The organism is Agrobacterium sp. B1(2019) (assembly GCF_008274755.1).
Classification (GTDB): domain Bacteria; phylum Pseudomonadota; class Alphaproteobacteria; order Rhizobiales; family Rhizobiaceae; genus Agrobacterium; species Agrobacterium salinitolerans.
Genome location: NZ_VTPB01000001.1, coordinates 743,285 through 767,034 on the forward strand (window position 1 = coordinate 743,285; position 23,750 = coordinate 767,034).

Here is a 23,750-nt window from a genome sequence, read left to right on the forward strand (position 1 = left end):
GGGCGATTTTTTCCTGCAATATGCGTTGACGGCTGGGGCTTTTGTGGCTAACACTCCGGCCCATGAAAAATCTTAACGTACTTATCGTGGTGGGACGGCGCATGGGCAGGATGGTGTAACCATCCGGCGAAAGCACCCATGCGCTGAACGAGGCTCCTCTAGGGGCCTTTTTTTATGTCTTCAAACAGGCCCTCGGGCTCCTCGATATCTAAAGCCAAAGCGGGATGGAAACAGGCAATGACGGATAAGGACAATACGGAAAACAGCAATCGCATGACCGGTGCGGAGATCGTTCTGCAGGCGCTGAAGGACAATGGCGTCGAGCACATCTTCGGTTATCCGGGCGGTGCCGTTCTTCCGATCTACGACGAGATTTTCCAGCAGGAAGACATCCAGCACATTCTCGTCCGCCACGAGCAGGGCGCTGGCCATGCCGCCGAAGGTTATGCCCGCTCCACCGGCAAGGTCGGCGTCATGCTGGTCACCTCCGGCCCCGGCGCCACCAATGCGGTCACGCCGCTGCAGGATGCGCTTATGGATTCCATTCCGCTCGTCTGCCTGTCCGGCCAGGTTCCCACCACGCTCATCGGTTCCGACGCGTTCCAGGAATGCGATACCGTCGGTATCACGCGCCCCTGCACCAAGCACAACTGGCTGGTCAAGGACGTCAACGAACTGGCGGGCATCATCCATGAAGCCTTCCGTATCGCGCAGACGGGTCGTCCCGGTCCTGTCGTCGTCGATATTCCGAAGGACATCCAGTTCGCCACCGGCACCTATACGCCGCCTTCCGCCGCCATTCAGCAGAAGAGCTACAAGCCGAAGGTCCAGGGCGACCTCAATGCCATCCATGCCGCCATTGAGCTGATGTCGAAGGCGAAAAAGCCGGTTTTCTACACCGGCGGCGGCGTCATCAATTCCGGCCCGGAGGCCACCCGGCTGCTGCGCGAACTGGTCGAGCTGACCGGCTTCCCGATCACCTCGACGCTGATGGGCCTCGGCGCCTATCCGGCCTCCGGCAAAAACTGGCTCGGCATGCTGGGCATGCACGGTTCCTACGAAGCGAACATGACGATGCATGATTGCGACGTCCTGGTCTGCGTCGGCGCGCGTTTCGATGACCGAATTACCGGTCGCATCAACGCGTTCTCGCCGAATTCCAAGAAGATCCATATCGATATCGATCCGTCTTCGATCAACAAGACGGTTCGTGTCGATGTGCCTGTTATCGGCGATGTCGGTCATGTCCTGGAAGATATGGTTCGCCTGTGGCGTGCTCTGCCGAAGAAGCCGGAGAAAGCGCAGACCGCAGAGTGGTGGTCACAGATCGAGCGCTGGCGTGCCCGCAACTCCTTCGCCTACAAGAATTCCAACGATGTCATCATGCCGCAATATGCCCTGCAGCGGCTTTATGAGGCGTCGAAGGGACGCGACACCTATATCACGACAGAAGTCGGCCAGCATCAGATGTGGGCGGCGCAGTTCTTCGGTTTCGAGGAGCCGAACCACTGGATGACCTCTGGCGGCCTCGGCACAATGGGTTACGGCCTGCCGGCGGCGATCGGCGTTCAGGTCGCGCATCCCGAAGCGCTGGTTATCGACATTGCCGGTGACGCCTCGATCCAGATGTGCATTCAGGAAATGTCCTGCGCGATCCAATACGGCCTGCCGGTGAAGATTTTCATCCTCAACAACCAGTATATGGGCATGGTGCGCCAATGGCAGCAATTGCTGCACGGCAACCGCCTGTCCAACTCCTATACCGAAGCCATGCCCGATTTCGTGAAGCTGGCGGAAGCCTATGGCGCGGTTGGTATGTATTGCGACGACCCGAAGGAACTGGACGACAAGATCGCCGAGATGATCGCAGTCAAGAAGCCTGTCATTTTCGATTGCCGCGTTGCCAATCTCGCCAATTGCTTCCCGATGATCCCGTCTGGTAAGGCTCATAACGAAATGCTGTTGCCGGATGAGGCCACGGATGAAGCCGTTGCCAACGCCATCGACGCCAAAGGCCGTCAGCTAGTCTGAGCCGGGAGAGGAAAAGGACATGAACGCACACCTACAACCCACCGGCTCGGCCTACTTCATCCAGAAGGAAACGGCTGCCGTCGAAAATCACACGCTGTCGGTTCTCGTCAGCAACGAGCCGGGCGTTCTCGCCCGGGTCATCGGCCTGTTTTCCGGTCGCGGCTACAACATTGAAAGCCTGACGGTTTCGGAAACCGAGCATGAGGCGCATCTGTCGCGCATCACCATCGTCACGCGCGGCACGCCGATCGTGCTGGAGCAGATCAAGGCGCAGCTGGAGCGCATCGTGCCGGTTCACCGGGTTCTGGATCTCACCGTTCGCGCCCGGGAACTCGGGCAGGAGCGGCCTATCGAGCGCGAAGTGGCGCTCATCAAGGTTGCCGGCACCGGTGAAGTGCGCGCCGAGGCGTTGCGGCTTGCCGATGCGTTTCAGGCCAAGGTGGTGGATGCGACGGTGGAGCATTTCATCTTCGAAATTACCGGAAAGTCTTCGAAGATCGATCAGTTCGTGGCCATCATCAAGCCGCTTGGCCTGATCGAAATCTGCCGCACGGGTATTGCTGCAATGAACCGCGGTTCGCAGGGGATGTAATCTCCGTCATCGCAGCAGATGCTGGAATATAAGCCCGCGGTTCGCCGCGGGTTTTTTTATGGCTTCACACGGATTGGCAAATATTCAACCATATGGTTGACTTTCCGCATTGGCAGTCTATATTCAACAACATGGTTGAATTATCTGCTTCCCATCTCGACACTGTCTTTCACGCCCTTGGCGACGCAACGCGACGCACGATGCTGCGCGATCTTTCGCGTGGGGAGCGAACGGTGAGCCAGTTGGCCCAGCCGTTCGAGATATCGCTCGCTGCGGCTTCAAAGCACATCAAGGCGCTGGAAAATGCGGGTCTCATCCGCCGCGAGGTGAGGGGGCGCATCCATGTCTGCCGCCTTGCGCCGGAGCGGCTGGAGGAAGCGCATGAATGGCTGGATTTCTACCGGCAGTTCTGGGGCAATCGCCTCGATATTCTTGAGCAGATGCTCAGGGACGAAGATCAGGGAAAAATCCCTGCAGATGGAGGAAATGACAATGGCTGATATTGCAATGCCTGAAACTTATGGCCGTCTCGTCGAGCCCACCACCTTAAAGATCGAACGGCTGCTGCCGGGGCCGATCGAGCGGGTATGGGCCTATCTGACACAAAGCGAGCTTCGCCGCCGCTGGCTGGCTTCCGGCGAAATGCGGCTTGCGCCAGATGCGCCGTTCGAACTCGTCTGGCGCAACGACGAGCTTTCCGATCCGCCGGGCCGGCGTCCCGAGGGCTTTTCCGAAGAGGAAAAGATGGCGTCCCGCATCATTACCGTCGTTCCACCGCATCGCCTTGTCTTCAGCTGGGGCGAAGGCGGAGAGGTGTCAATCGAGCTTCAGGCTCTGGGCAAGGACGTGCTTCTGACGCTGGTCCATCGCCGGCTTGCGGATCGCACGACCAGGCTCAACGTCAGTTCCGGTTGGCACGTGCACCTCGACATTCTCGCTGCCCGTCTTCAGGAAAAGGAACCGAAACCGTTCTGGGACACATGGCTGGCTCTTAAAGAGGAATACGATCCTCGCATACCGCAATAATGCCCAAGGGCTTATCTGCCCGACGGCGCGGCTTGCCGCGCCGTTATATGGTCGCTACGGCGGGCGATGCTGGTCCTCACATTCCGATTCAACCGCTTCAGTACCTGATTCCGGGGTGCCTCGTAACATCTTGTTTTGTCAAAGCATTTCCAGCACCGTCTTGCCCGTCGGGGGCGGGAAGGCGGCGTCGAGCGCCGCCCAGTCTTCATCCGTTATTTCAAGATCGGTCGCACCGCGGTTTTCCTCGACCCGCGAGACGCTGGCGGATTTTGGAATGGCGATGACGCCGTCCCTCTCCAGAAGAAAGGCGAGCGCCAATTGCGCCGGTGTCGCCTGATAGGCCTTGGCGATGCGGATGAGTTCGTGGTTATTCAGGATGCGGCCCTGCTCGATGGGGGAATAGGCCATCAGCGGCACGCCACGCTCCTGGCACCAGGGCAGCAGCGAAAACTCCGGCCCCCGCCGGGACAGGTTATAGAGCACCTGATTGGCGGCACAGTTCCTGCCGTCGGGAACGGCGAAAAGCTCTTCCATGTCATCGGTATCGAAATTGGAGACACCCCAATTGCCGATCTTGCCGTCGCTCTTTAGCCTTTCGAATGCGGCCACGGTATCGCCAAGCGGGTGCTCGCCGCGCCAGTGCAGCAGATAGAGATCGATGTGGTCGGTGCCGAGCCTTGCCAGGCTGCGCTCGCAGGCTTCTGCAGTGCCTCTTGCGCTGGCGTTCCACGGATAGACCTTGGTAACGAGAAACACTTCGTCGCGGCGGCCGGCGATTGCCCTCCCGACCACTTCTTCCGACCGGCCGTCGGCATACATTTCCGCAGTGTCGACCAAGGTCATGCCGAGATCGATCGCCTTGCGGATGCTCTCAACCTCCTGGTCTGCCGATGATCTCGTCTCACCCATGTTCCAGGTGCCGAGGCCAAGGGCTGGAACCTCTTTTCCAGAAGGCAGGGTTACGGAAGGAATATCCTCATGCATGGTTTTGCTCCAGCGGTTGCCGATTGGACAATAGTCCTTTGTGTCGACTTCTCAAACCCATGGCGCAAATGATTGATCCATCAAAAAATTTGACCTCGCCCATCGGTGTGTCGGGGTGGTTTGACGGCAGGACGGCGGATAGGGTTTTGGCTCAAGGAGAGATCATGACCATAGAAACTTTCGCGGCGCTGGTGCTGTTTGCCTTCACCACCTCCATCACGCCTGGCCCCAACAATATGATGCTGTTTGCGTCGGGTGTGAATTTCGGTTTCCGCCGAACCATCCCGCATATGCTGGGCATTGGTGCCGGGTTTCTGTCGCTGTTGATCGGGGTGGGATTTGGCCTTGGTGCGTTGCTGCATTCCGTGCCCGCGTTGTACACGGCGCTGAAATTCGCGGGTGGGCTCTATCTCGTCTGGATTGCGTGGAAGATCGCGATGTCGCGCAGCCTCAGCGAGGGTTCGGCCGCTTCCGAGCCGATGAGCTTTCTTGCCGCCGCCGCCTTTCAATGGGTCAACCCAAAAGCCTGGGTGATGGCGGTGACGGCGATGGCGACCTACACCAATGAGGCCCAATATTTCCTCACGGTCCTGATCGTCGGTCTTGCCTTTGCTGCCGTCAATCTTCCCAGTGTTTCCACCTGGGCCGGTTTCGGCTCTGCGCTGCGTGACTGGCTGTCGGTCCCGGTTCGGCTCAAATGGTTCAATATCACCATGGCTATTCTGCTTGTCATCAGCCTCTGGCCAATGCTGAAGTAGCAACCGTCACGTCGGAAACTGCCGGTAACATTCCTCGGCAATCGCCTGCACCTCGTCGCGCGTCAGTTCGGCGGAAACGGCATAACCCAGCTCATTGTCGATCCAGTAGAAGGTCTCGACACCATCGGCGCTCGCCATGCGGAAGCTGGTGGTGCGGTTTTCCTCATTGTGGCCGATCAGCACCGTCACCCGGCGGCCGGTCTTGTCCTGATACATCAGCATCGCGCCCGGCTTGCCGCTGACGGGGATAAGACGCCCGCCGACAAGGTCATATCCGATCTTCGAGAGATCGGGGATGGCGAAGGGATAGCCCAGCCGCTTGCCGAGCCATGTCGCAAGATGCTGCTGTTCGCCGGCGCCGACTTCAACGGGGTGACGCACCTCGCTCGCATAGATGAGATAGGCGGATTTCGCCTGTGCCGGAATATCCGTCGTCAGCGACGCCAGGGTCACGTCCTGTGGCGTCGAAAAGGACGGGGGCAGCAGTCTGCCGGCTGCGGCGCCCGCCACGAAGATCAGCAAGGCCGCAGCCGTCTGGAGGATGGCCGGTTTCAGCCGCCATGCGCGATCCCTCTTTTGCGGGCCGAGTAGCGATGCGTCATGCGGATGTGCGGCGGCATAGGAGGCGAAGGCACTGCGCAAAATATCGGCCTGTTTTTTCCATGCCTCCACACGGGCCTGCTCTTCCGGTCTTTCCGCCAGCCAGGCCTCGACAGCCGCGCGGTCGTCGCCGGAAAGAAGTCCGTCGACATAGGCGTGCAGATCGTCTTCGGTTATGGCCTCTAGCCGTTTCATCGTGGTCTCCGAAGGGGAATGATATTATCCGCCGCCAGCTGCTGGCGAAGGGTTTCGCGAGCGCGGGACAGTCTGGACATGACGGTGCCGAGCGGGATCGCCAGGGTTTCGGCTGCCTCCTGATAGCTGTAACCTTCCACCGTCACCAGCATCAGAACGGCCCGCATATCAGGAGAAAGAAGGGCGAGTGCGCCATGCAGCCGGTCGTTCTCCAGCGTGTCGGAGAGCGTCTCCGCGCTGGCGATGCTCTCATGGCCGTCGAGGCTTTCCGACGGGTGACGTTTCTCGGCGCGATGGCGGTTGCGATAAAGATTCGTCATTATCGTGTAAGCCCATGTTTTCAAACCCGTTCCGCGCCATTGCCTTTTGTTGGCCAGCGCCTTTTCCACGCAGTCCTGCAAGAGGTCCTCGCCATCGGCGTCGGAACGGGAAAGGCTGCGGGAATAACGGCGCAGCATGGGTATCAGCGCCAGCATCTCCGTTTCGAAGCTGCCGGCTGCGGGGGAATGGCTCCCCCGCTTTTCGTCCTTCATGCCGTCAGGGTTTTGCGGCATCCCATACACCGTTCACACCGTCGCCGGTGGCGTCGCCTTTTTTCATGTCCTTGACCCAGTAATAAAGCGGCATGCCATCCTTCGCCCATTGCATCTTGCCGTCCTTGCGCTTCACGAGGGAATAGGCGCCCTCGGCCTTGTCACTGGCGGCTGCGAAAAATGGCGGCCAGTTCACCGCGCATTTGTCATAACAATTGGATACGCCCTTCTTGTCGTTCTTGAAAGTGTAGAGCGTCATGCCTTTTTCGCCCGCCAGCACATCGCCTTTGGCGGTCTTGACGGTTTCGACCATAGGGGCGGCATAGGCCGTTCCGGCAAAAGCCAGAACGAGGGCGGGAGCGATAAAGCGGATCTTCATGGACATATCCTCCTTGGTTCGGGCGGGCTCAAGCCGCCAGCACATCAAGAGACACCGCAACCTGGCGAATTATTCCCCGCGATAACGAATTTTCGCGATTTTTAAACTTATCCATTGAGCTAACTATTTTGATATGATAGTTAGCCTTATGGAAAACTATTCAGCCGCGCTCGACGACATCTTCCAGTCTCTTGCCGATCCGACCCGCAGGGCGGTGATCCTGAGGCTGGGCGGCGGGGAGGCGAGTGTCGGAACGCTGGCCGAGCCCTTCGACATGGCCCTGCCGTCCTTCATGAAACATATCCGCCAGCTGGAAGAGGCGGGGCTGATCGTCACGCGCAAGCAGGGGCGTGTCCGGTTCTGCTCGCTGGAGAAACAGAGGTTTTCCATGCTTGATGGCTGGTTGTCGCAACAACGCGCCATCTGGGAAGGCCGCACCGACCGGCTCGAACAATTCGTCATGGCGCAACAGGACAGGATGTCCAGCAAAGGGGAGAATGACCGATGACCGAGACTTTCAATCCCGATCTCGACCTGAAGATTTCACGCATCATAAGGGCGCCGCGCCGGCTCGTCTGGAATGCCTGGACGGACAAGGCCAGCCTCGAACAATGGTGGGTGCCACATCCCGGTCAATGCCGGGTCGACCGCATGGAGCTTCATCCCGGCGGCGCTTTCGAGACGCGCTACAGCGAAGACGGCAAGGAATTCGGCCAGCATGTCAGCGGCTGTTTTCTGGCGGTGGATCATGAGGAGCGTCTCGTCTTCACCGATGCGCTGACCGCAGGTTTTCGCCCCTCCGCCCAGCCGTTCCTCACTGCCGTGATGACATTTCGCGATCACCCCGACGGCATGGAATATGTGGCCTATGCTATGCACAATAGCCCTGAGGATCGTGACCGGCACGCGGAGATGGGTTTCTTCGACGGATGGAACACGGTTGCGGAGCAGCTGGCCCAGCTTGTCGAGCGACAGGCGGTCAATTGAGCCTTCATATTGGTGAGATGATTCATCTTTCGTTCTTTTTCTGTTGCGCATGACGCTCGAATCCTGCGATGAGGGCGCATGTTATTTTCACCGCAACAGGACGAAGCGCTGAAGGCTGTTTCCCGCTGGCTGAAGGAAGGCCGGACGCCGGTTTTCCGGCTGTTCGGTTATGCCGGAACTGGCAAGACGACGCTTGCCAAGCATTTCGCGGAAAATGTCGATGGCGAGGTGCTGTTTGCGGCCTTCACCGGCAAGGCTGCGCAGGTGCTGCGTTCGCGTGGCGCCACCAACGCCCGCACCATTCATTCGCTGATCTACCGCCCGCGCGGTGAAGAAACGGTGGAAGACGAGGAAACCGGCAAGACCTCAATTGCGCCGATGTTCTCCATCAACCGGCAAAGCCCGCTCGCCAAGGCGGCGCTCATCATCATCGATGAATGTTCGATGGTGGACGAGCAGCTCGGCAGGGACCTGATGAGCTTCGGCACGCCGATCCTCGTGCTCGGCGATCCCGGCCAGTTGCCACCGGTCTCGGGCGGCGGCTTCTTTACCGAGCAGGAGCCGGATTATCTGCTGTCGGAAATCCATCGTCAGGCCAAGGACAATCCCATCATCCATCTTGCCATGGATGTGCGGGAAGGCCGGGAGATCATGCGCGGTGACTATGGTTCCGCGCAGGTGATCTCCAAATCCGAGGTGACGCAGTCGCTGGTTCTCGATGCCGACCAGGTGCTGGTCGGAACCAACCGCACCCGCCGTCGCTACAATCAGCGGCTTCGCGAGCTGAAGGGCTTTACCGCCGATTATCCGCAATCCGGCGACAAGCTGGTCTGCCTCCGGAACGATCCCGCCAAGGGGCTGCTCAACGGCTCGCTATGGCAGGTAATGAGCTCTTCGCGCGAGACGGTGAAGCCCGGCATCAACCTGATGATCCGGCCCGAAGACGACGATATGGATCGCGGTGCGGCCAAGATCAAATTGCTGAAGGCGGCCTTCGAGGATGTAGAGACCGAAATTCCGTGGTCCACGCGCAAGCGTTATGACGAATTCGATTTCGGCTATGCGCTGACCGTGCACAAGGCGCAGGGTTCGCAGTGGAACAATGTGGTTCTCTTCGACGAGAGCTATGCGTTCCGGGACTCGCGCGAAAGGTGGCTCTATACCGCCATTACCCGCGCGGCGGAGACCCTGACGATTGTTCGTTGATCAGGCGCGGATGACGCCGAGCAGAACCGCCTTGGCGACCGCCTGAAAGCGGTTGCTGGCATTGAACTTGCCGATGATCGTCGCCTCGAGAACATGGAGATCGCTGCCCGAAAGACCAAGGGCGCGGGCAAGGCGCACCGGGGCGTAACCCTCCGCCATCAGTTCCAGACATTTTCGTTCGGTGTCGGTGAGTGCGATGTCCTTTGCCGGCGCCCGTTCCGCGCCGTCCATGCCGTCCGCGTCCGTGTCGGCGACCAGCAGTTCCTCGATCTGCTGGGCCTGGCGCTGAAGGGTGGAAAGCTCGGCCGTCAATTCGCGTTTCCGCTGCCGCAGCGCGGCGTGGAATATATCGTCCGCCTCGCCCTGCGAGAGCGAACGGGCGAGTTTTTCCATGATCTCGGTGATGGCGGCGACAGAAATACCCACTTCGCGGCAGACGTTAATGACGGCCATGCGCTGGACGTTGCGGTGGGTATAGACGCGCATCTGGCCGATGCGCTTCGAGGTCAGCAGCGCCTTTTCTTCGTAAAAATGCAGCGTCCGGTGGGTCACCCCGAAGATATTGGCCATGTCGGCGATGGGCACGGGTTCTGCGGGCAGGGAGGAGGGCAGGCTTATATCCGGTAGAAAGCTGCTGATCCTTAAATTGGGTTTGTCCTCGTCGCCGTGACTTTCGAACGGCATCCGGCCATCCTGCATTGTCTCCCCCTTCGCGCTCTTTGACAGCGTGCCTGCCTTTTTAAGGTGCCCGTTACTTGTTCCCCCAAGACGGGCATGTTTTTCGATCAAGACCTCATGCCAAACGCTACATCAGAACCGTAACGTGTATTGTCTGTTTTCGTTCCCGCAATAATAAAAATTTTACCGGCCTCCTTGCGATTGGCCTCAACCTGCGTGAAACAGGATGTCAATTCCGAACCGGAGCCTCGATGCCATGCCCGCAAAACTTTCTGTCAATCTGAACGCAATTGCGATGTTACGCAACCGTCGCGATCTTCCATGGCCGGATGTCGCGCATTTCGGGCATATTGCACTGGCTGCGGGGGCAAGCGGGCTGACTGTACACCCGCGACCGGATCAGCGCCATATCCGCTTTTCCGATCTGCCGGTACTGCGCGCACTGATCGACGACAGTTTTCCCGACGCGGAATTCAACATCGAAGGTTATCCGACCGAGGATTTCCTCGTTCTTTGCGAGGAAACGCAGCCGGAACAGGTGACGCTGGTGCCTGACGATCCGTCGCAGGCGACGTCCGACCACGGCTGGGATTTCCGCAAGCACGGCGTTTTCCTGAAAGACGTGGTGGGACGCCTGAAGGCCGGCGGCATGCGCGTCTCGCTTTTTGCCGACGGCGATGGTGAGCGTGAGCCGGTGGAACTGGCGGCCGAGACGGGGGCGGCGCGTATCGAACTTTACACCGGCCCATATGGCGGCTGCTTTGACGATCCGCAAAAGGGCGACGCGCTTCTTGAAAAGCTCGGGCAGACGGCGGATCATGCCAGAGCGCTCGGACTTGCTGTCAATGCCGGCCATGACCTCACCGTGGCAAACCTGCCCAAGCTGATGGAACGTATCCCTTATCTGGCCGAGGTTTCCATCGGCCACGGGCTGACGGCGGATGCGCTGGAATATGGCATGGCCGAAACAGTCCGGCGTTTTTGTCAGGCCTGCGGTCAGCCTAATTCATAACCAAAGTCAATTTTTTCACCTATGCTCGGCCTTGCGCATGCTCCGTGCGCAGATTTTGGAAGGCAGAGACATATGGAAGAACATCATGTTGTCGTCGTGGGTGGAGGCTTCGGCGGTTTACAACTGGTGCACGGGCTGGAGGGGCTCCCTGTCCGCATCACATTGATCGACCGTCGCAATCACCACCTGTTTCAGCCGTTGCTGTATCAGGTTGCGACGACCGCGCTGGCGACATCCGAAATCGCCTGGCCGATCCGCCATCTCTATCGCGACCGCAAGGAGGTGACGACCCTGCTTGCGGAGGTGACCGGTGTGGACCGTGCGGCGCGGACCGTGCAGCTGAATTCCGGACAGGTGATCGGCTTCGATACGCTGGTGCTGGCCACCGGCGCGCGCCACGCCTATTTTGGCCGTGACGAGTGGGAGCGTTCCGCCCCCGGCCTCAAGACGCTGGAAGATGCGACGACAATCCGCCGCCGCCTGCTTCTGGCCTTCGAGCGGGCCGAACTCGCCACCAATGAGGAGGAACGACAGGCGCTGTTGACCTTCGTCATTATCGGTGCAGGTCCGACGGGCGTGGAAATGGCGGGCATGATCGCTGAGCTGGCCCACAGGGCGCTGCCGGCGGAATTCCGCAATGTGGATACCCGGAAGACGCGGGTGCTGCTCGTCGAGGCCGGCCCTCGCGTCCTGCCGGTCTTCACGGAAAATCTTTCAGCCTATGCCAAAGAGGCGCTCGAAAAGCTCGGCGTCGAGGTTCTGCTCGGCACGCCGGTGACGGCGTGCACGGATGAGGGCGTGACGGTGGGCGAGACCTATTATCCCTGCCGCACCGTGGTCTGGGCCGCCGGTGTGCAAGCGTCGCCCGCCGCGACATGGCTCAATGCCGCCGCCGACAGGGCAGGGCGGACCATTGTCGGGCCACAGCTTAATCTGGGCGATGATGCCGATATCTTCGTCATCGGCGACACGGCCGCCGTCAATCAGGAAAACGGCAAACCGGTGCCTGGCATCGCGCCCGCGGCAAAGCAGCAGGGCGCCTATGTGGCAAAGGTCATCAAGGCGCGGCTGGAGGGCAAGCCATCGCCAGCGCCCTTCCGCTACAGCCATCAGGGCAATCTGGCCACCATTGGCAAACGCGCGGCGGTCATCGATTTCGGCCGGTTCAAGCTCAAGGGCGTGCTGGCGTGGTGGATATGGGGGCTTGCCCATATCTACTTCCTGATCGGAACACGGTCGCGGTTGGCCGTGGCGTGGAGCTGGCTGTGGATTTATCTGAGTGGCCAGCACAGTGCGCGTCTGATTACCCAGAAAGAGACGCTGAAGGACGAGGCGTGAGGCCAGATGACAAAGGAAAGGGCGGGAAGTATGACTTCCCGCCCTTTTTATTTGGTCGTCTCTGCGTGCATCAAGCGTCGAGAGAGGCCATGTCGATGACGAAGCGGTAACGCACGTCGCTTTTCAGCACGCGCTCATAGGCTTCGTTGACGTCTTTGATGTCGATCTTTTCGATTTCGGAAACAATGTTGTGCTTGCCGCAGAAATCCAGCATTTCCTGGGTTTCCTTGATCGAGCCGATCATCGAACCGGCGAGCGAACGACGGCCGGGGATGACCGAGAAAGCGTGGACCGGGATCGCATGTTCCGGCACGCCGAGCAGAACCATCGTGCCGTTGACCTTCAGCAGGTTGAGATAGGCGTTCCAGTCGATTTCCGCGGAAACGGTGCAGAGAATCAGGTCGAAGGTGCCGGCGAGCTTCTCGAAGGTCGAGGCATCGCTGGTGGCGTAATATTCCTTCGCGCCGAGCTTCAGACCGTCTTCCTTCTTCGACAGGGACTGGGAGAGAACGGTGATATCCGCGCCCATGGCCGAACCGATCTTCACGCCCATATGGCCAAGACCACCCATGCCGACGATGGCGACCTTTTTGCCGGGGCCGGCATTCCAGTGATGCAGCGGCGAATAGAGCGTGATGCCGGCGCAGAGAAGCGGCGCAGAGGCATCGAGCGGAAGGTTTTCCGGGATGGAAAGGACGTAGTCTTCCCGCACGACGATATGGTCGGAATAGCCGCCCTGGGTCGCGGTCTTGCCATCTCTATCGACGGAGTTATAGGTTCCGACGAGACCGGGCATATATTGCTCGTTGTCGAGATCGCGCGTGGCGCAGCCGACGCAGGAATCGACGAAACAGCCGACGCCGACATGGTCGCCGACCTTGAACCTGGTGACCTTCGAACCAACGGCGCGGACGACGCCCGCGATTTCGTGGCCGGGAACGATCGGGTAGACGGCGTTCTTCCATTCGTTGCGGACGGTGTGGATGTCCGAGTGGCAGATGCCGGCATATTTGATATCGATGACGACGTCGTCATCGTTTGGCTCGCGGCGTTCGAAGGTGAACGGGGTAAGCGGCTTCGACGCATCGGTCGCAGCATAACCTCTAGCAATGGCCATCTGAATATCCTTATCGAGGGGTTGGGGACGGCGGAATATGCGATGGAAGCGTGAGGCGGCGTTAGAGTGATCCTCCGAGCTTTTTGCACGATCCTGCAAAAAATGCCCCGTGTGCTCTTTGCGGATGTCGGGCGGCTTTCTAGATAAGCAACATCCAATATATCTCTTCCTTCAGTTAAGGGATTTTCCCATGTCCTTGCCGTTCAATGTCTATCAGGAGATCGCCTCCATCGCCGCGCGGCACATCACGGAGGACGGCGAGGTGCGCACGGCGATCGAAACGCTGGGCATCAGCCGGCGCACGACGCCGAGCGCTCCCTGCCATGGCAGCTATCGTCCTTGTCTTGCCATGGTGATCCAGGGGTCGAAAAGCGTTCAACTCGGAACGGACACCATCAATTACGGCGCGGGGGATTATCTTCTGACCTCGCTTGATCTGCCCGTTGCATGGCGGGTGGTGGAGGCGAGCAGGGAAGTGCCGCATTTCTGCATCTCGCTTGCCGTCGACAGTGAGAAGCTGCTCGATCTCATGCGGCGTGTACCGATCGATCCTGTGGCGGAGCCGACGAATGCGCAGCGCGGCATCGTCGTCAACAGTGCAACACCGGAGCTTCTCGATGCCGCCATACGGCTCCTGCGCTTGCTTGATCGTCCGGCCGACATCGCCGCCATGGCGCCCCTGATCGAGCAGGAGATCCTTTATCGCATCCTGACCGGACCGGCCGGCGGGCAGCTGATGAACGTCATCGCGTCCGGCAGCCATGGCAACCGTATCGCCCGCGCCATCGCCTGGCTGCGCGAGAATTTCGCACGCCAGTTACGGATTGAAGAACTGGCCGAACAGATCGGCATGAGCGTCTCGTCCTTCCACCATCATTTCAAGACGATCACGGCCATGACGCCGGTTCAGTATCAGAAGCAGCTTCGCCTGCATGAGGCGCGGCGGCTGATGCTGCTGGAGCGGCTGGATGCCGGCACCGCCGGCCATCGCGTCGGCTACCAGAGCCCGTCGCAGTTCAGCCGGGAATATAGCCGGTTTTACGGATTGTCGCCGTCGCGGGATATCGACGCCTCGCGCGAAATTGCGGCGGGGTAGGTGATGGTCTATCACAGTGGAACGATGGCGCGTGGGGCTTACCCCCCTCTGCCCTTCATACTGCGGGGCACCGCACCAATTCTTCTCATCCCCCGAAGAATCCGCTTGACCCCAACGCCACCTCCGCTTAAATGGCGCTCGAACCGTACCGTACGGTACATCAATCGAGCCTCTGGAGACGAAAAGACTTGGCTTCCGACCCGATCACAGCGCAGGAATTTTCGCCGCGCCAGAACGCCGTTCTGGACCAGGCATTGCGTCTATTGGTCAAGGGTGGTGAGAAAGCGCTCACCACATCCGGATTGGCGCGCGCCGCCAACTGTTCCAAGGAAAGCCTCTACAAGTGGTTCGGTGATCGCGACGGCCTGCTGGCGGCGATGATCACCTTCCAGCAGAGCAAGGTCCGCACCTTCGAAAAGGCGGGCGACCGTGTGTCTGCGCCGCAGCTTGCCGATCATCTCGAGGTTTTCGCGCATGATCTCCTCGATGTTCTGGCGGGCGACGTGTCGCTGGCGCTGAACCGCCTCGCCGTTGGCCAGGCGAGCCGTGACGGCTCCAAGCTCGGCGATCTGCTGCTGGAACGCGGCCGTCGCCAGATCGACCGGCGGGCGCGTGGACTGATCGAGGCGGGTCGCCGTTCCGGCTACCTGCGTTTCGATGATGCCGAGGAGGCATATCGCAGTTTTTACGGCCTCATCGTCTCGGATCTGCATGTGCGCATGCTGCTGGGCGAGGCGCCGGACAAGGATTTTTCCGCCCGGGCAAAAAAGGCGGTCGTCGCCTTTCTGACGCTCTACGGGACGGAAAAGGTACATTCGGAACTCAGCGGCAAACCCGCCTGACATTCCGGTTCAGACAACTGAGAGACAAGCATTAGGGAAGGACCATCAAATGCGCGTTTATTATGATCGTGATGCCGATCTCAATCTCATCAAGTCCAAGAATGTCGTCATCGTCGGTTACGGCTCCCAGGGCCGCGCCCATGCGCTGAACCTCAAGGATTCCGGCGCCAAGAACGTCGTCATCGCTCTGAAGGCCGGTTCGCCGACCGTCAAGAAGGCCGAAGCCGACGGCTTCAAGGTCATGACCGTTGCCGAAGCCGCCAAGTGGGGCGACCTCCTGATGATGGCGACCCCGGACGAACTGCAGGCCGACATCTACAAGGCCGACATCGCCGGCAACATCCGTGATGGCGCTGCAATCGCTTTCGCACACGGCCTTAACGTTCACTTCGGCCTCATCGAGCCGAAGGCATCGCTCGACGTCGTCATGATCGCACCGAAGGGCCCCGGCCACACGGTTCGCGGCGAATACCAGAAGGGCGGCGGCGTTCCCTGCCTCGTTGCCGTTCACCAGAACGCTTCGGGCAACGCGCTTGAACTCGCTCTATCCTACGCCTGCGGCGTTGGCGGCGGCCGTTCGGGCATCATCGAAACCAACTTCAAGGAAGAGTGCGAAACCGACCTCTTCGGCGAACAGGTCGTTCTGTGCGGCGGTCTCGTCGAACTCATCCGCGCCGGTTTCGAAACCCTGGTCGAAGCCGGTTACGCACCGGAAATGGCCTATTTCGAGTGCCTGCATGAAGTGAAGCTGATCGTTGACCTGATCTACGAAGGCGGCATCGCCAACATGAACTACTCGATCTCGAACACGGCCGAGTGGGGCGAATACGTCACCGGTCCGCGCATCATCACCGCTGAAACCAAGGCTGAAATGAAGCGCGTCCTGCACGACATCCAGACCGGCAAATTCACCTCGGACTGGATGCAGGAATACCGCTCGGGTGCGGCCCGCTTCAAGGGTATCCGCCGCATGAACGACGTTCACCAGATCGAAGAAGTTGGCGCAAAGCTGCGCGGTATGATGCCCTGGATCGGCAAGAACAAGCTGGTCGACAAGGCTGTCAACTAAGCTTCATTGCTTGGTAGAGAATTGGAAGGCCGGGGCGAAAGCTCCGGCCTTTTTTTGTTTTCGATGCGCCGTCACACGATGGCGTCGTCTTCCTCGATGACGACCGAAACCGGGAAGTGATCGGAAAATCCGCCGAGATTGACGTTTTTGACCGCATCGCCCTTCGATAGGCCGAAGCGGATAGGCCCCTCGTTTTTGCTATGGCTGACCATGGCGGCGATGGCTTCGACTTTCGCGGTTTCCTCACGCACGCTGAAGCCGCTGCTGCCGCTCAGAAGTGATCGGGAAACGAGGATCTGGTCGAAGATATTGGCGTCGCCATTGAAATAGAGCGTGCCATAGATCGTCCTTGCCGTGCCGACTGAATCCACCACCGGCTGGCGCAAATAGTTCCAGGCAAGATTATAGAACATGGCCGATTGCGAGTTTTCGACATCGTCCCGCTCGCGGGTGGAATTGGCGTGGTAGCGCAGGGACGCATCGGACGGATCGTCATTAAAATCGCCGAACGCGATGACGGCGATATCGTTTCCTTTCTCCTCGCGAATACGCTGATGCCAGTAGCCGAGCGTTTCGCCGGCGGTCATCCGAAAACCGGCGCTTTCGACCGCGCCACCCGAGCGCGACGGCCAGTGATTGGAAAGCGCGATAAGCTGGCGGCCGCCCTTGGTGATGAAGGTGCATTGGGTAATGTCGCGCGTGCCGGTACGGCGCATCACGAAATGGCTGAAAATCTCGTTCTCGTTGATCAGCAGCTTTTTGCTGTCATAGATGAAGGCGGTGTCGATGCCGCGCTGGTCCTTGCTGGAATCGGCGTGCACGACGCGATAGGCGCGCTCAGGCATGAGATCGTTCAGATGTTCTGCCAGCGTCTCCAGGACGAAACGGTTCTCGACCTCGCAGACACCGAGCAGATCTGGCCCGGCACCGCCGATCTGCCGGATGATGATGCCGAGCTGTTTGACCTTGGTCTTGAACAGATCCTCGGTCCAGCCTTTCAGATCGTTCTTCAGCCGCTCGGCAATCCACGGCTCGCGCGCCGGATAACCCTCCGGCGCAAACAGGTTTTCGACATTCCAGAACGCCAGGACATATTGTGCCATGATACCTCACCCCTCCGGTTGGTTTTGCAGACCCAGTGGAAGTTTTTGCCACAACAACTTGAAATTGTCATGACGGGCGAGATATGACGCCCATCCTGTCGTTCGATCTTATTTGCCCGGCGGGATGACCCCCTTGGTCAACAGGAAGCAGCCGTAAAAGCGCGTCTCGCCTGTCGTGATGACGCAATAGGCCTGCTTGGCTTTTTCGTAGAAGGCAAAACGTTCGATGCCGTACATGGGGGCGGATTTTCCTTCCGCCGCGTCGATTTCCTTCTGCACTTCGGCCTGCACCGGTTCCAGTTGATCTGGCGCGCCCATCACTTCCATACGGCCGACCGAAGGTTGCAGCGGCGTGTCGAGCGGCAGAACGGACAGGATCGCCTTCATGGCGCGGGCGGCCGAGACGTTGTCGATATGCAGCACCTTGCCGACGGTGGTCTGGCGGGCCACCGAATCGGAAGGGAAATTAGTGTCCGAGATCACCAGTGTATCGCCGTGACCCATGGCGCGCAGCGCGTGCAGAACATCGGCGTTCAGCGCCGGGTCGATATTTTTCAACATGTCGTCAAACTCCCATGATGCTTTCGCCGTCTCGCGGCGCGCGCAATCCAGCCGGAAAACCATGCCGCGTCAATCGCAAAGGTGTGATTGTGAAGCTTTGCGCAAGGGTGTATTTGGCTTTGTCCGCAAATCCGGGCGTCGATGCAGGTCGGTTGCGGGCAATGTGCAGGGAGGCAGAAATAATTCGAAAAACTGATAAGTCAGTATTGCTGACGTATCGACATTTCTGTAAAGATGCACGCATAAAAACGACACAAGAGGAAACGTACCCATGCTTGATTGGGAACAAATTTTCGCCACGCGCTCTTCGCGTATGAAAGCGTCTGAAATCCGTGAGTTGCTGAAGCTGCTGGAGCAGCCCGATATCATCTCCTTTGCCGGCGGCATTCCGGACCCGGCCCTTTTCCCCGCAGAGGAGTTTCAGCAGGCTTACGCGGAAATTTTTTCCGGTTCGCAGGTCAACTCGGCGCTGCAATATTCGGTAAGCGAGGGTTACAAGCCGCTGCGTGAGTGGCTGGCGGGCGAAATGGACAAGATCGGCATCGAATGCACCGCCGACAACGTCTTCATCGTTTCCGGTTCGCAGCAGGGTCTCGATTATCTCGGCAAGCTGTTCCTGTCGCCGAAGGATACGGCGCTGGTAACCTGGCCGACCTATCTCGGCGCGCTTTCCGCCTTCAACGCCTATGAGCCGAATTACGACCAGCTGAACCCCGGCGGCAACCGTACGCCCGAGGCTTACCGCGAAACAGCGGCCAAGCTCGGCGGCGCGGTGAAATTCGCCTATCTCTCGGCCGATTTCTCCAATCCGACCGGTGAAACCGTCGATCTGGCCGGCCGCGAAAAGGTTCTGGCGCTGGCCGACGAGCTGGATATCGCCGTCATCGAAGACGCGGCCTATCAGTCGCTGCGTTACGATGGCGAGGCTGTTCCGCCGATCATGGCGCTTGATATCGCCCGTTCTGGCGGCATCGAGAACACCCGCACCATCTATTGCGGCAGCTTTTCAAAGACGCTCGCACCCGGCCTTCGTGTCGGTTACATCGTTGCTTCCTCGCCGGTTATCCGCAAGCTGGTGTTGATGAAGCAGGCCGCCGACCTGCATTCCTCGACCATCAACCAGATCGCCATCGAACGCGTCGCCTCGCGCGGTTTCGACAGCCAAGTCGCCAAGATCAAGGCAGCCTACAGCGCGCGTCGCGATGCCATGCTGGCCGCACTCGAGAAGTATATGCCGAAGACGACCAGCTGGACGAAGCCGGAAGGCGGCATGTTCATCTGGGTGACGCTGCCTGAGGGTATGGATGGCGCCGCATTGCTGGCGAAATCCATCGCCACGGAAAAGGTCGCTTTCGTTCCCGGCCGCGCCTTCTTCGCGGACGGCTCCGGCACGAATACGCTGCGTATCAGCTTCTCCTGCGCCAATGAGGCGATGATCGAGGAAGGCATGAAGCGGCTTGGCCGGTTGATTGCGACGGCTCAGGCGGAAACGGGCGAGGCGGTTCCGGCGATTTGAAGGGGCTTTGCGGCAACGACGGAGCTTGCGGTTTCACCCCCCTCTGTCCTGCCGGACATCTCCCCCACAAGGGGGGAGATCGATCTGCGGCTATGTTTCCGCCCATCCCAACGTTTGAGAGCGTAGTGGTGAGAGAGCGTCTTGCCGATCTCCCTCCTTGTGGGGGAGATGCCCGGCAGGGCAGAGGGGGGTAAGCCACAATCTCCAAGAGGAGTTGCGCTCTCCCGCCTACGCTCCCATGCATTAAAGAGATCACACCCCAAAAATCCTGCCTGTCACATACATGTTATGCAATCATGTTTTAGCGGTCCCACGAAACAACAGGGACTGGACCCATGAAAACGCTGCTTTCCGCTTTCACCGCCATCGTATCGCTCGGCTTCATCGCCACCGCTGCCAATGCCGCCGATCTGGTGCTCTACACCAGCCAGCCCAATGAGGACGCGCAGGCGACCGTTGATGGCTTCAAGGCCGCCAATCCGGGTCTCGAAGTCGATTGGGTGCGTGACGGAACGCCGAAGATCATGGCCAAGCTGATGGCCGAGATCAATGCCGGAAATCCGGTTGCCGACGTGCTTCTGATCGCCGACACCGTGACGCTGGAGCGCATGAAGCAGGCTGGCCAGCTTCTCGCCCACAAGTCTCCCGAAGCCAAGAATATCGACGCCTCGCTTTATGACGCGGATGGCTTCTATTATTCCACCAAGCTCATCACCACCGGCATCATGTACAACAAGGCTGCCGCGATGAAACCGACGAGCTGGAAGGATCTTGCCAAGGCGGAAGCCAAGGGTCTCGTCACCATGCCAAGCCCGCTGACCTCGGGTGCGGCGCTGATCCATGCGCAGACGCTTGCCGCCGCAAACGGCCTCGGCTGGGATTATTACAAGCAGCTTAAGGCCAATGAAGCCATTGCCGGCGGCGGCAATGGCGCGGTTCTGAAGTCCGTTGCTTCAGGCGAAAAGGCCTATGGCGTGGTCGTCGATTACATGCCGATCCGCGAAAAGGCCAAGGGCGCACCCGTCGAGTTCGTCTTCCCGGAAGAGGGCGTATCGGCCGTCACCGAGCCGGTCGCGATCATCAAGGGCACCAAGCACGAGGAAGCGGCGAAGAAGTTCGTCGACTACGTGCTTTCCGAAAAGGGCCAGCAGGGCTTCGTCAAGCTCGGCTACATTCCGGTTCGTGCCGATGCCGGCATGCCGGAAGGTTTTCCGGCTCGCGACAAGATCAAGGTTCTGCCGCTCAACGCTGCCGATGCGCTGAAGAACTCCGAACAGGACCTGAAGACTTTCTCCGACATTTTCGGCTCCAAAGGCTGATATAGCGGAATGACCCGTTCCAATGCCTATGGAAGCAGCCAGCCGCGCTGGCTGTTTCCTTTTGTAGTGAGTGTTGTTTTCGCGCTGAGTGCCCTGCCGCTCGGGCGGCTCGCCTATACCGGCGTTATCTCGTCGCTGAATGGTGATATATGGCGGCTTCTGGCCGATCCCGCCCTTTGGGGTGCGGCTCTGAATACGCTCTCCACCTCGTTTTTCGGCATGCTGATTTCACTTGCCATCGGCGGCGCCTTTGCGCTTGCGCTGACGCTCTGCGACATCCGCGGCAAGTCGATCTTAAGTTTCCTGTTCATGCTGCCGATGATGATCCCGCCGCAGGTGACGGCGCTGTCGTGGATCGGTATGACAGGACCGTCGAGCACGCTGTTGAAGGCCATCGGCCTTGCGCCGGCACTGGGTTCGCCGCAGCCGCTTTATTCGATTACGGGCATCGCGCTTCTGCTGGGTGTGCAGCATGCGCCGCTCGTCTATCTGTCGCTGCGGGCCGGTCTGCTGGCCTTGCCGCAGGACGGCATCGAGGCTGCCAAGCTTTCCGGCGCTTCGCCGCGCCGGGTACTGTTCGATATTATCCTGCCGCTGTCGACGCCGGGATTGATCGCCGGGGCGGCGATCTCCTTCGTCTCCAATGTCGGCAATTTCGGCATTCCGGCGATCCTCGGCATCCCCGCCTCGATCTTCACTTTGCCGACCTTGATTTACAGTCGTTTTGCCAGTTTCGGCACCAGCACATTCGGCGATATCGCCATTCTCTCCACCATGATCGCCATCATCTCGGTCGCCGGGCTCGCGCTTCAGGAGCGGGCGATGAAGGGCAGGGACTATCGTATCATCGGGCTTTCCGGCAAGGCGGCGACATTCGGGCTTGGGCTGTGGCGGGTGGCGGCGGAGTTTGCGCTGTGGCTGGTGCTGCTCTTCATGCTGGTGGCGCCGCTGACGGCGTTGGTGGCAAGCTCGCTCGCGCCTGCCTATGGTGTTCCGCTCAACCTCAAGACGGCGACGCTGCATGCCTATGAGGAATTGCTCTATCGGCAGAGCGTGACGCGTACTGCCTTCCGCAATTCGCTGTTTCTGGCGACGGCCACTTCGCTTTGCCTGCTGGCGGTGACGGTGTTGACGGCCTATTTCCTGGTGCGGGGCAAGAGCCGTTTCATGTTTCTGCTCTCGGCGCTGGTGGATATCCCCTATGCGCTGCCGGGCGTCGTCATTTCCGTCTCCTTCGTGCTGCTTTTCGCCGCTCCCATCCCGCTTGTCGGCATCACGCTCTACGGCACGATCTGGATCATTCTGCTCGCCTATTTCTCCTCCTTCTTCGCCGTCAGCCTGAAACCCATGGTCAGCGCCTTCCTGCAATTCGATCCATCGCTGGAAGAGGCAGCAAGGCTCTCCGGCGCCGGTTTCTGGCGGCGACTGAAGGATATCATCCTGCCGCTGGTCGGGCCTGCGGCCGGTGCTTCGGTCATTCTCGTTTTCCTGATCGCGTGTAACGAGCTGACGGTATCGGCGCTTCTCTGGTCGGCCGGCACACAGACGCTCGGCGTACTCATCTACAACCTCGATGACAGCGGCAGCTTCGATCTTGCTTCTGCACTTTCGGTGCTTGTCGTCATCATGGTCATTGTCCTTATGCTGCTGCTCGAAATTCTGGGGCGCTATCTGCCGAAAGGAGTGGTCCCTTGGCGAAACTGATCCTCAACCGCCTGTCGAAGAGTTTCGGTGCCGGTTCAAAGCCAGCCGTCGACGATGTTTCGCTTGCCGTGCGGGAAGGCGGTTTTCTCGCTCTGCTCGGGCCTTCCGGCTGCGGCAAGACGACCGTGCTGCGCATGATCGCCGGTTTCGAACAGCCGACCGACGGTTCCATCCTGCTTGGCGAGCGGGTGCTGGCCGATGCCGGCAGCATGGTGCCGCCGGAGCGGCGCAACATGGCGATGGTGTTCCAGTCCTATGCGCTGTGGCCGCATATGTCGGTTGCCGACAATGCCGGTTATCCCCTGAAGGTGCGCGGTATTTCGGGTGAGAAATATCGCGAGAAGGTGCGCCAGGCGCTGGCCGCCGTCCGTCTCGAGAGCTTCGCCGATCGCCGTCCCGCCGAATTGTCCGGCGGCCAGCGGCAGCGTGTGGCGCTTGCCCGCTGCCTCGTTACCGAGCCCGACGTGGTGCTGCTCGACGAGCCGCTGGCAAATCTCGACCGGCACCTCAGGCAGGAGATGGAGGAGACGTTCCGTGAGTTCCATGCCCGCTCCGGCGCAACGATGATCTACGTCACCCACGATCAGGCGGAAGCCATGGCGCTGGCGACCGATGTCGCCGTCATGTCACAGGGCAAGCTCTTGCAGGTGGCGCCGCCGGCGGAGCTTTATGCGCGGCCCGAAGGCAGGCTGGTCGGTTCGCTGGTGGGGCAGGGGGCGATCGTGATCTTGCCCGTGCCGGAAGGGACTTCGCGCGATCTCGACTGGACGGGGCTTCGGGCGGCGATGGAGAGCGGCAGGCAATTGCCGCAGGCGGATATTCTCGTGCGGCCGCAGGATGTGGTGCGGGATGCGGATGGCATCACCTGCGCCGTCACATCGGTTCTTTATGAGGGTGAGCGTTACGCCCTGCGTCTCGATCTGCCGGATGGGCAGGCGCTCAGGGCCTATTCGCGCGAAGCGGTCGCCGTCGGAGACCGTCTGCCGGTGGCCATTCGCGCGGCGTGGCGGCTTTAGTGCGATAAGTGTACTTCCCGAGGGAGGGTGAAGGACGTGGCCCTAGCTACTGGCGAGGCGGCGGGCTAAGCTTTCCCTGCAGCAATAG

Annotated in this window: 25 protein-coding genes; 17 read left to right on the forward strand and 8 right to left on the reverse strand. The window is 59.9% G+C overall.

Annotation, left to right across the window (positions count from 1 at the left end; genetic code table 11):
• The first annotated feature begins 237 nt into the window (after positions 1–237).
• From AGR1_RS03560 to AGR1_RS03575, 4 genes are all read left to right on the forward strand, one after another.
• Positions 238–2,031 (forward strand): acetolactate synthase 3 large subunit, encoded by a 1,794-nt coding sequence (locus AGR1_RS03560; protein ID WP_149146209.1) that lies wholly within the window; start codon positions 238–240, stop codon positions 2,029–2,031.
• A 19-nt stretch (positions 2,032–2,050) separates the two neighbouring features.
• Entirely contained in the window at positions 2,051–2,623 is a 573-nt protein-coding gene (ilvN, locus tag AGR1_RS03565; RefSeq protein WP_003507555.1) for an acetolactate synthase small subunit, read from the forward strand.
• Between the two features lie 131 nt (positions 2,624–2,754).
• Positions 2,755–3,123 carry a metalloregulator ArsR/SmtB family transcription factor gene (locus tag AGR1_RS03570; RefSeq protein WP_080792809.1) on the forward strand — a complete coding sequence of 123 codons (369 nt, stop codon included), beginning with the start codon at positions 2,755–2,757 and terminating at the stop codon, positions 3,121–3,123.
• Complete coding sequence (locus AGR1_RS03575; protein ID WP_149146210.1) at positions 3,116–3,649, forward strand: SRPBCC family protein; 534 nt, start codon at positions 3,116–3,118, stop codon at positions 3,647–3,649. The genes AGR1_RS03570 and AGR1_RS03575 overlap by 8 nt, the downstream gene beginning before the upstream one ends.
• A gap of 138 nt (positions 3,650–3,787) precedes the next feature.
• Here the strand turns inward: AGR1_RS03575 and AGR1_RS03580 are convergent, their stop codons facing one another.
• Positions 3,788–4,633 (reverse strand): aldo/keto reductase, encoded by an 846-nt coding sequence (locus AGR1_RS03580; protein WP_149146211.1) that lies wholly within the window; start codon positions 4,631–4,633, stop codon positions 3,788–3,790.
• 164 nt (positions 4,634–4,797) lie between these two features.
• Here AGR1_RS03580 and AGR1_RS03585 point away from each other — a divergent pair, with 164 nt between their 5' ends.
• Positions 4,798–5,391: a LysE family translocator gene (locus AGR1_RS03585; RefSeq protein ID WP_149146212.1), complete on the forward strand. Its 594-nt coding sequence runs from the start codon at positions 4,798–4,800 to the stop codon at positions 5,389–5,391.
• 6 nt (positions 5,392–5,397) lie between these two features.
• Here the strand turns inward: AGR1_RS03585 and AGR1_RS03590 are convergent, their stop codons facing one another.
• From AGR1_RS03590 to AGR1_RS03600, 3 genes are read right to left on the reverse strand one after another with little or no spacing between them, the layout of a single operon-like run.
• Positions 5,398–6,186 (reverse strand): anti-sigma factor, encoded by a 789-nt coding sequence (locus tag AGR1_RS03590; protein ID WP_149146213.1) that lies wholly within the window; start codon positions 6,184–6,186, stop codon positions 5,398–5,400.
• On the reverse strand, positions 6,183–6,740 hold the full coding sequence (locus AGR1_RS03595) for an RNA polymerase sigma factor (protein ID WP_162927328.1): 558 nt from the start codon (positions 6,738–6,740) through the stop codon (positions 6,183–6,185). Before AGR1_RS03595 ends, AGR1_RS03590 begins: the two co-directional genes overlap by 4 nt.
• Complete coding sequence (locus tag AGR1_RS03600; protein WP_149146214.1) at positions 6,724–7,104, reverse strand: hypothetical protein; 381 nt, start codon at positions 7,102–7,104, stop codon at positions 6,724–6,726. Before AGR1_RS03600 ends, AGR1_RS03595 begins: the two co-directional genes overlap by 17 nt.
• A 142-nt stretch (positions 7,105–7,246) precedes the next feature.
• On the opposite strand from AGR1_RS03600, the gene AGR1_RS03605 reads away from it, so the two are divergent.
• The 3 genes from AGR1_RS03605 to AGR1_RS03615 all read left to right on the forward strand — a co-directional run bounded on the left by AGR1_RS03605 (position 7,247) and on the right by AGR1_RS03615 (position 9,291).
• Entirely contained in the window at positions 7,247–7,606 is a 360-nt protein-coding gene (locus AGR1_RS03605) for a metalloregulator ArsR/SmtB family transcription factor (protein ID WP_162927329.1), read from the forward strand.
• Entirely contained in the window at positions 7,603–8,085 is a 483-nt protein-coding gene (locus AGR1_RS03610) for an SRPBCC family protein (protein ID WP_080790370.1), read from the forward strand. The genes AGR1_RS03605 and AGR1_RS03610 overlap by 4 nt, the downstream gene beginning before the upstream one ends.
• 78 nt (positions 8,086–8,163) lie before the next feature.
• Complete coding sequence (locus AGR1_RS03615; RefSeq protein ID WP_077981728.1) at positions 8,164–9,291, forward strand: ATP-dependent RecD-like DNA helicase; 1,128 nt, start codon at positions 8,164–8,166, stop codon at positions 9,289–9,291.
• Here the strand turns inward: AGR1_RS03615 and AGR1_RS03620 are convergent, their stop codons facing one another.
• Positions 9,292–9,990 carry a MerR family transcriptional regulator gene (locus AGR1_RS03620; protein WP_149146215.1) on the reverse strand — a complete coding sequence of 233 codons (699 nt, stop codon included), beginning with the start codon at positions 9,988–9,990 and terminating at the stop codon, positions 9,292–9,294.
• Between the two features lie 235 nt (positions 9,991–10,225).
• On the opposite strand from AGR1_RS03620, the gene AGR1_RS03625 reads away from it, so the two are divergent.
• Positions 10,226–10,981, forward strand: coding sequence for a pyridoxine 5'-phosphate synthase (locus AGR1_RS03625; RefSeq protein ID WP_149146216.1), 756 nt, complete (start codon positions 10,226–10,228; stop codon positions 10,979–10,981).
• 72 nt (positions 10,982–11,053) lie between these two features.
• Positions 11,054–12,319 carry an NAD(P)/FAD-dependent oxidoreductase gene (locus tag AGR1_RS03630; RefSeq protein ID WP_149146217.1) on the forward strand — a complete coding sequence of 422 codons (1,266 nt, stop codon included), beginning with the start codon at positions 11,054–11,056 and terminating at the stop codon, positions 12,317–12,319.
• 70 nt (positions 12,320–12,389) lie between these two features.
• On the opposite strand, the gene AGR1_RS03635 is transcribed toward AGR1_RS03630, so the two are convergent.
• Positions 12,390–13,436 carry an NAD(P)-dependent alcohol dehydrogenase gene (locus AGR1_RS03635; protein ID WP_080790374.1) on the reverse strand — a complete coding sequence of 349 codons (1,047 nt, stop codon included), beginning with the start codon at positions 13,434–13,436 and terminating at the stop codon, positions 12,390–12,392.
• 190 nt (positions 13,437–13,626) lie between these two features.
• Here AGR1_RS03635 and AGR1_RS03640 point away from each other — a divergent pair, with 190 nt between their 5' ends.
• From AGR1_RS03640 to ilvC, 3 genes are all read left to right on the forward strand, one after another.
• Positions 13,627–14,532, forward strand: a complete 906-nt coding sequence (locus AGR1_RS03640; RefSeq protein WP_149146218.1) for an AraC family transcriptional regulator — start codon at positions 13,627–13,629, stop codon at positions 14,530–14,532.
• 188 nt (positions 14,533–14,720) lie between these two features.
• The gene (locus tag AGR1_RS03645) at positions 14,721–15,374 is read left to right on the forward strand and encodes a TetR/AcrR family transcriptional regulator (RefSeq protein WP_149146219.1); all 654 of its coding nucleotides are present in this window, start codon (positions 14,721–14,723) and stop codon (positions 15,372–15,374) included.
• Between the two features lie 49 nt (positions 15,375–15,423).
• On the forward strand, positions 15,424–16,443 hold the full coding sequence (gene ilvC / locus AGR1_RS03650; RefSeq protein ID WP_077981734.1) for a ketol-acid reductoisomerase: 1,020 nt from the start codon (positions 15,424–15,426) through the stop codon (positions 16,441–16,443).
• 71 nt (positions 16,444–16,514) lie between these two features.
• Here ilvC and AGR1_RS03655 read toward each other — a convergent pair whose 3' ends face one another.
• Positions 16,515–17,546: an endonuclease/exonuclease/phosphatase family protein gene (locus tag AGR1_RS03655; protein ID WP_080790377.1), complete on the reverse strand. Its 1,032-nt coding sequence runs from the start codon at positions 17,544–17,546 to the stop codon at positions 16,515–16,517.
• A gap of 108 nt (positions 17,547–17,654) precedes the next feature.
• Positions 17,655–18,107, reverse strand: a complete 453-nt coding sequence (locus AGR1_RS03660) for an RbsD/FucU family protein (RefSeq protein ID WP_080792814.1) — start codon at positions 18,105–18,107, stop codon at positions 17,655–17,657.
• 271 nt (positions 18,108–18,378) lie between these two features.
• On the opposite strand from AGR1_RS03660, the gene AGR1_RS03665 reads away from it, so the two are divergent.
• From AGR1_RS03665 to AGR1_RS03685, 4 genes are all read left to right on the forward strand, one after another.
• The gene (locus AGR1_RS03665; RefSeq protein WP_149146220.1) at positions 18,379–19,623 is read left to right on the forward strand and encodes a PLP-dependent aminotransferase family protein; all 1,245 of its coding nucleotides are present in this window, start codon (positions 18,379–18,381) and stop codon (positions 19,621–19,623) included.
• A 335-nt stretch (positions 19,624–19,958) separates the two neighbouring features.
• On the forward strand, positions 19,959–20,942 hold the full coding sequence (locus AGR1_RS03675) for an ABC transporter substrate-binding protein (RefSeq protein WP_080790379.1): 984 nt from the start codon (positions 19,959–19,961) through the stop codon (positions 20,940–20,942).
• Positions 20,943–20,951: 9 nt separating this feature from the next.
• Positions 20,952–22,646: an iron ABC transporter permease gene (locus AGR1_RS03680; protein WP_080790380.1), complete on the forward strand. Its 1,695-nt coding sequence runs from the start codon at positions 20,952–20,954 to the stop codon at positions 22,644–22,646.
• Positions 22,634–23,662, forward strand: coding sequence for an ABC transporter ATP-binding protein (locus AGR1_RS03685; protein ID WP_149146221.1), 1,029 nt, complete (start codon positions 22,634–22,636; stop codon positions 23,660–23,662). The genes AGR1_RS03680 and AGR1_RS03685 overlap by 13 nt, the downstream gene beginning before the upstream one ends.
• The last annotated feature ends 88 nt before the right edge of the window (positions 23,663–23,750 follow it).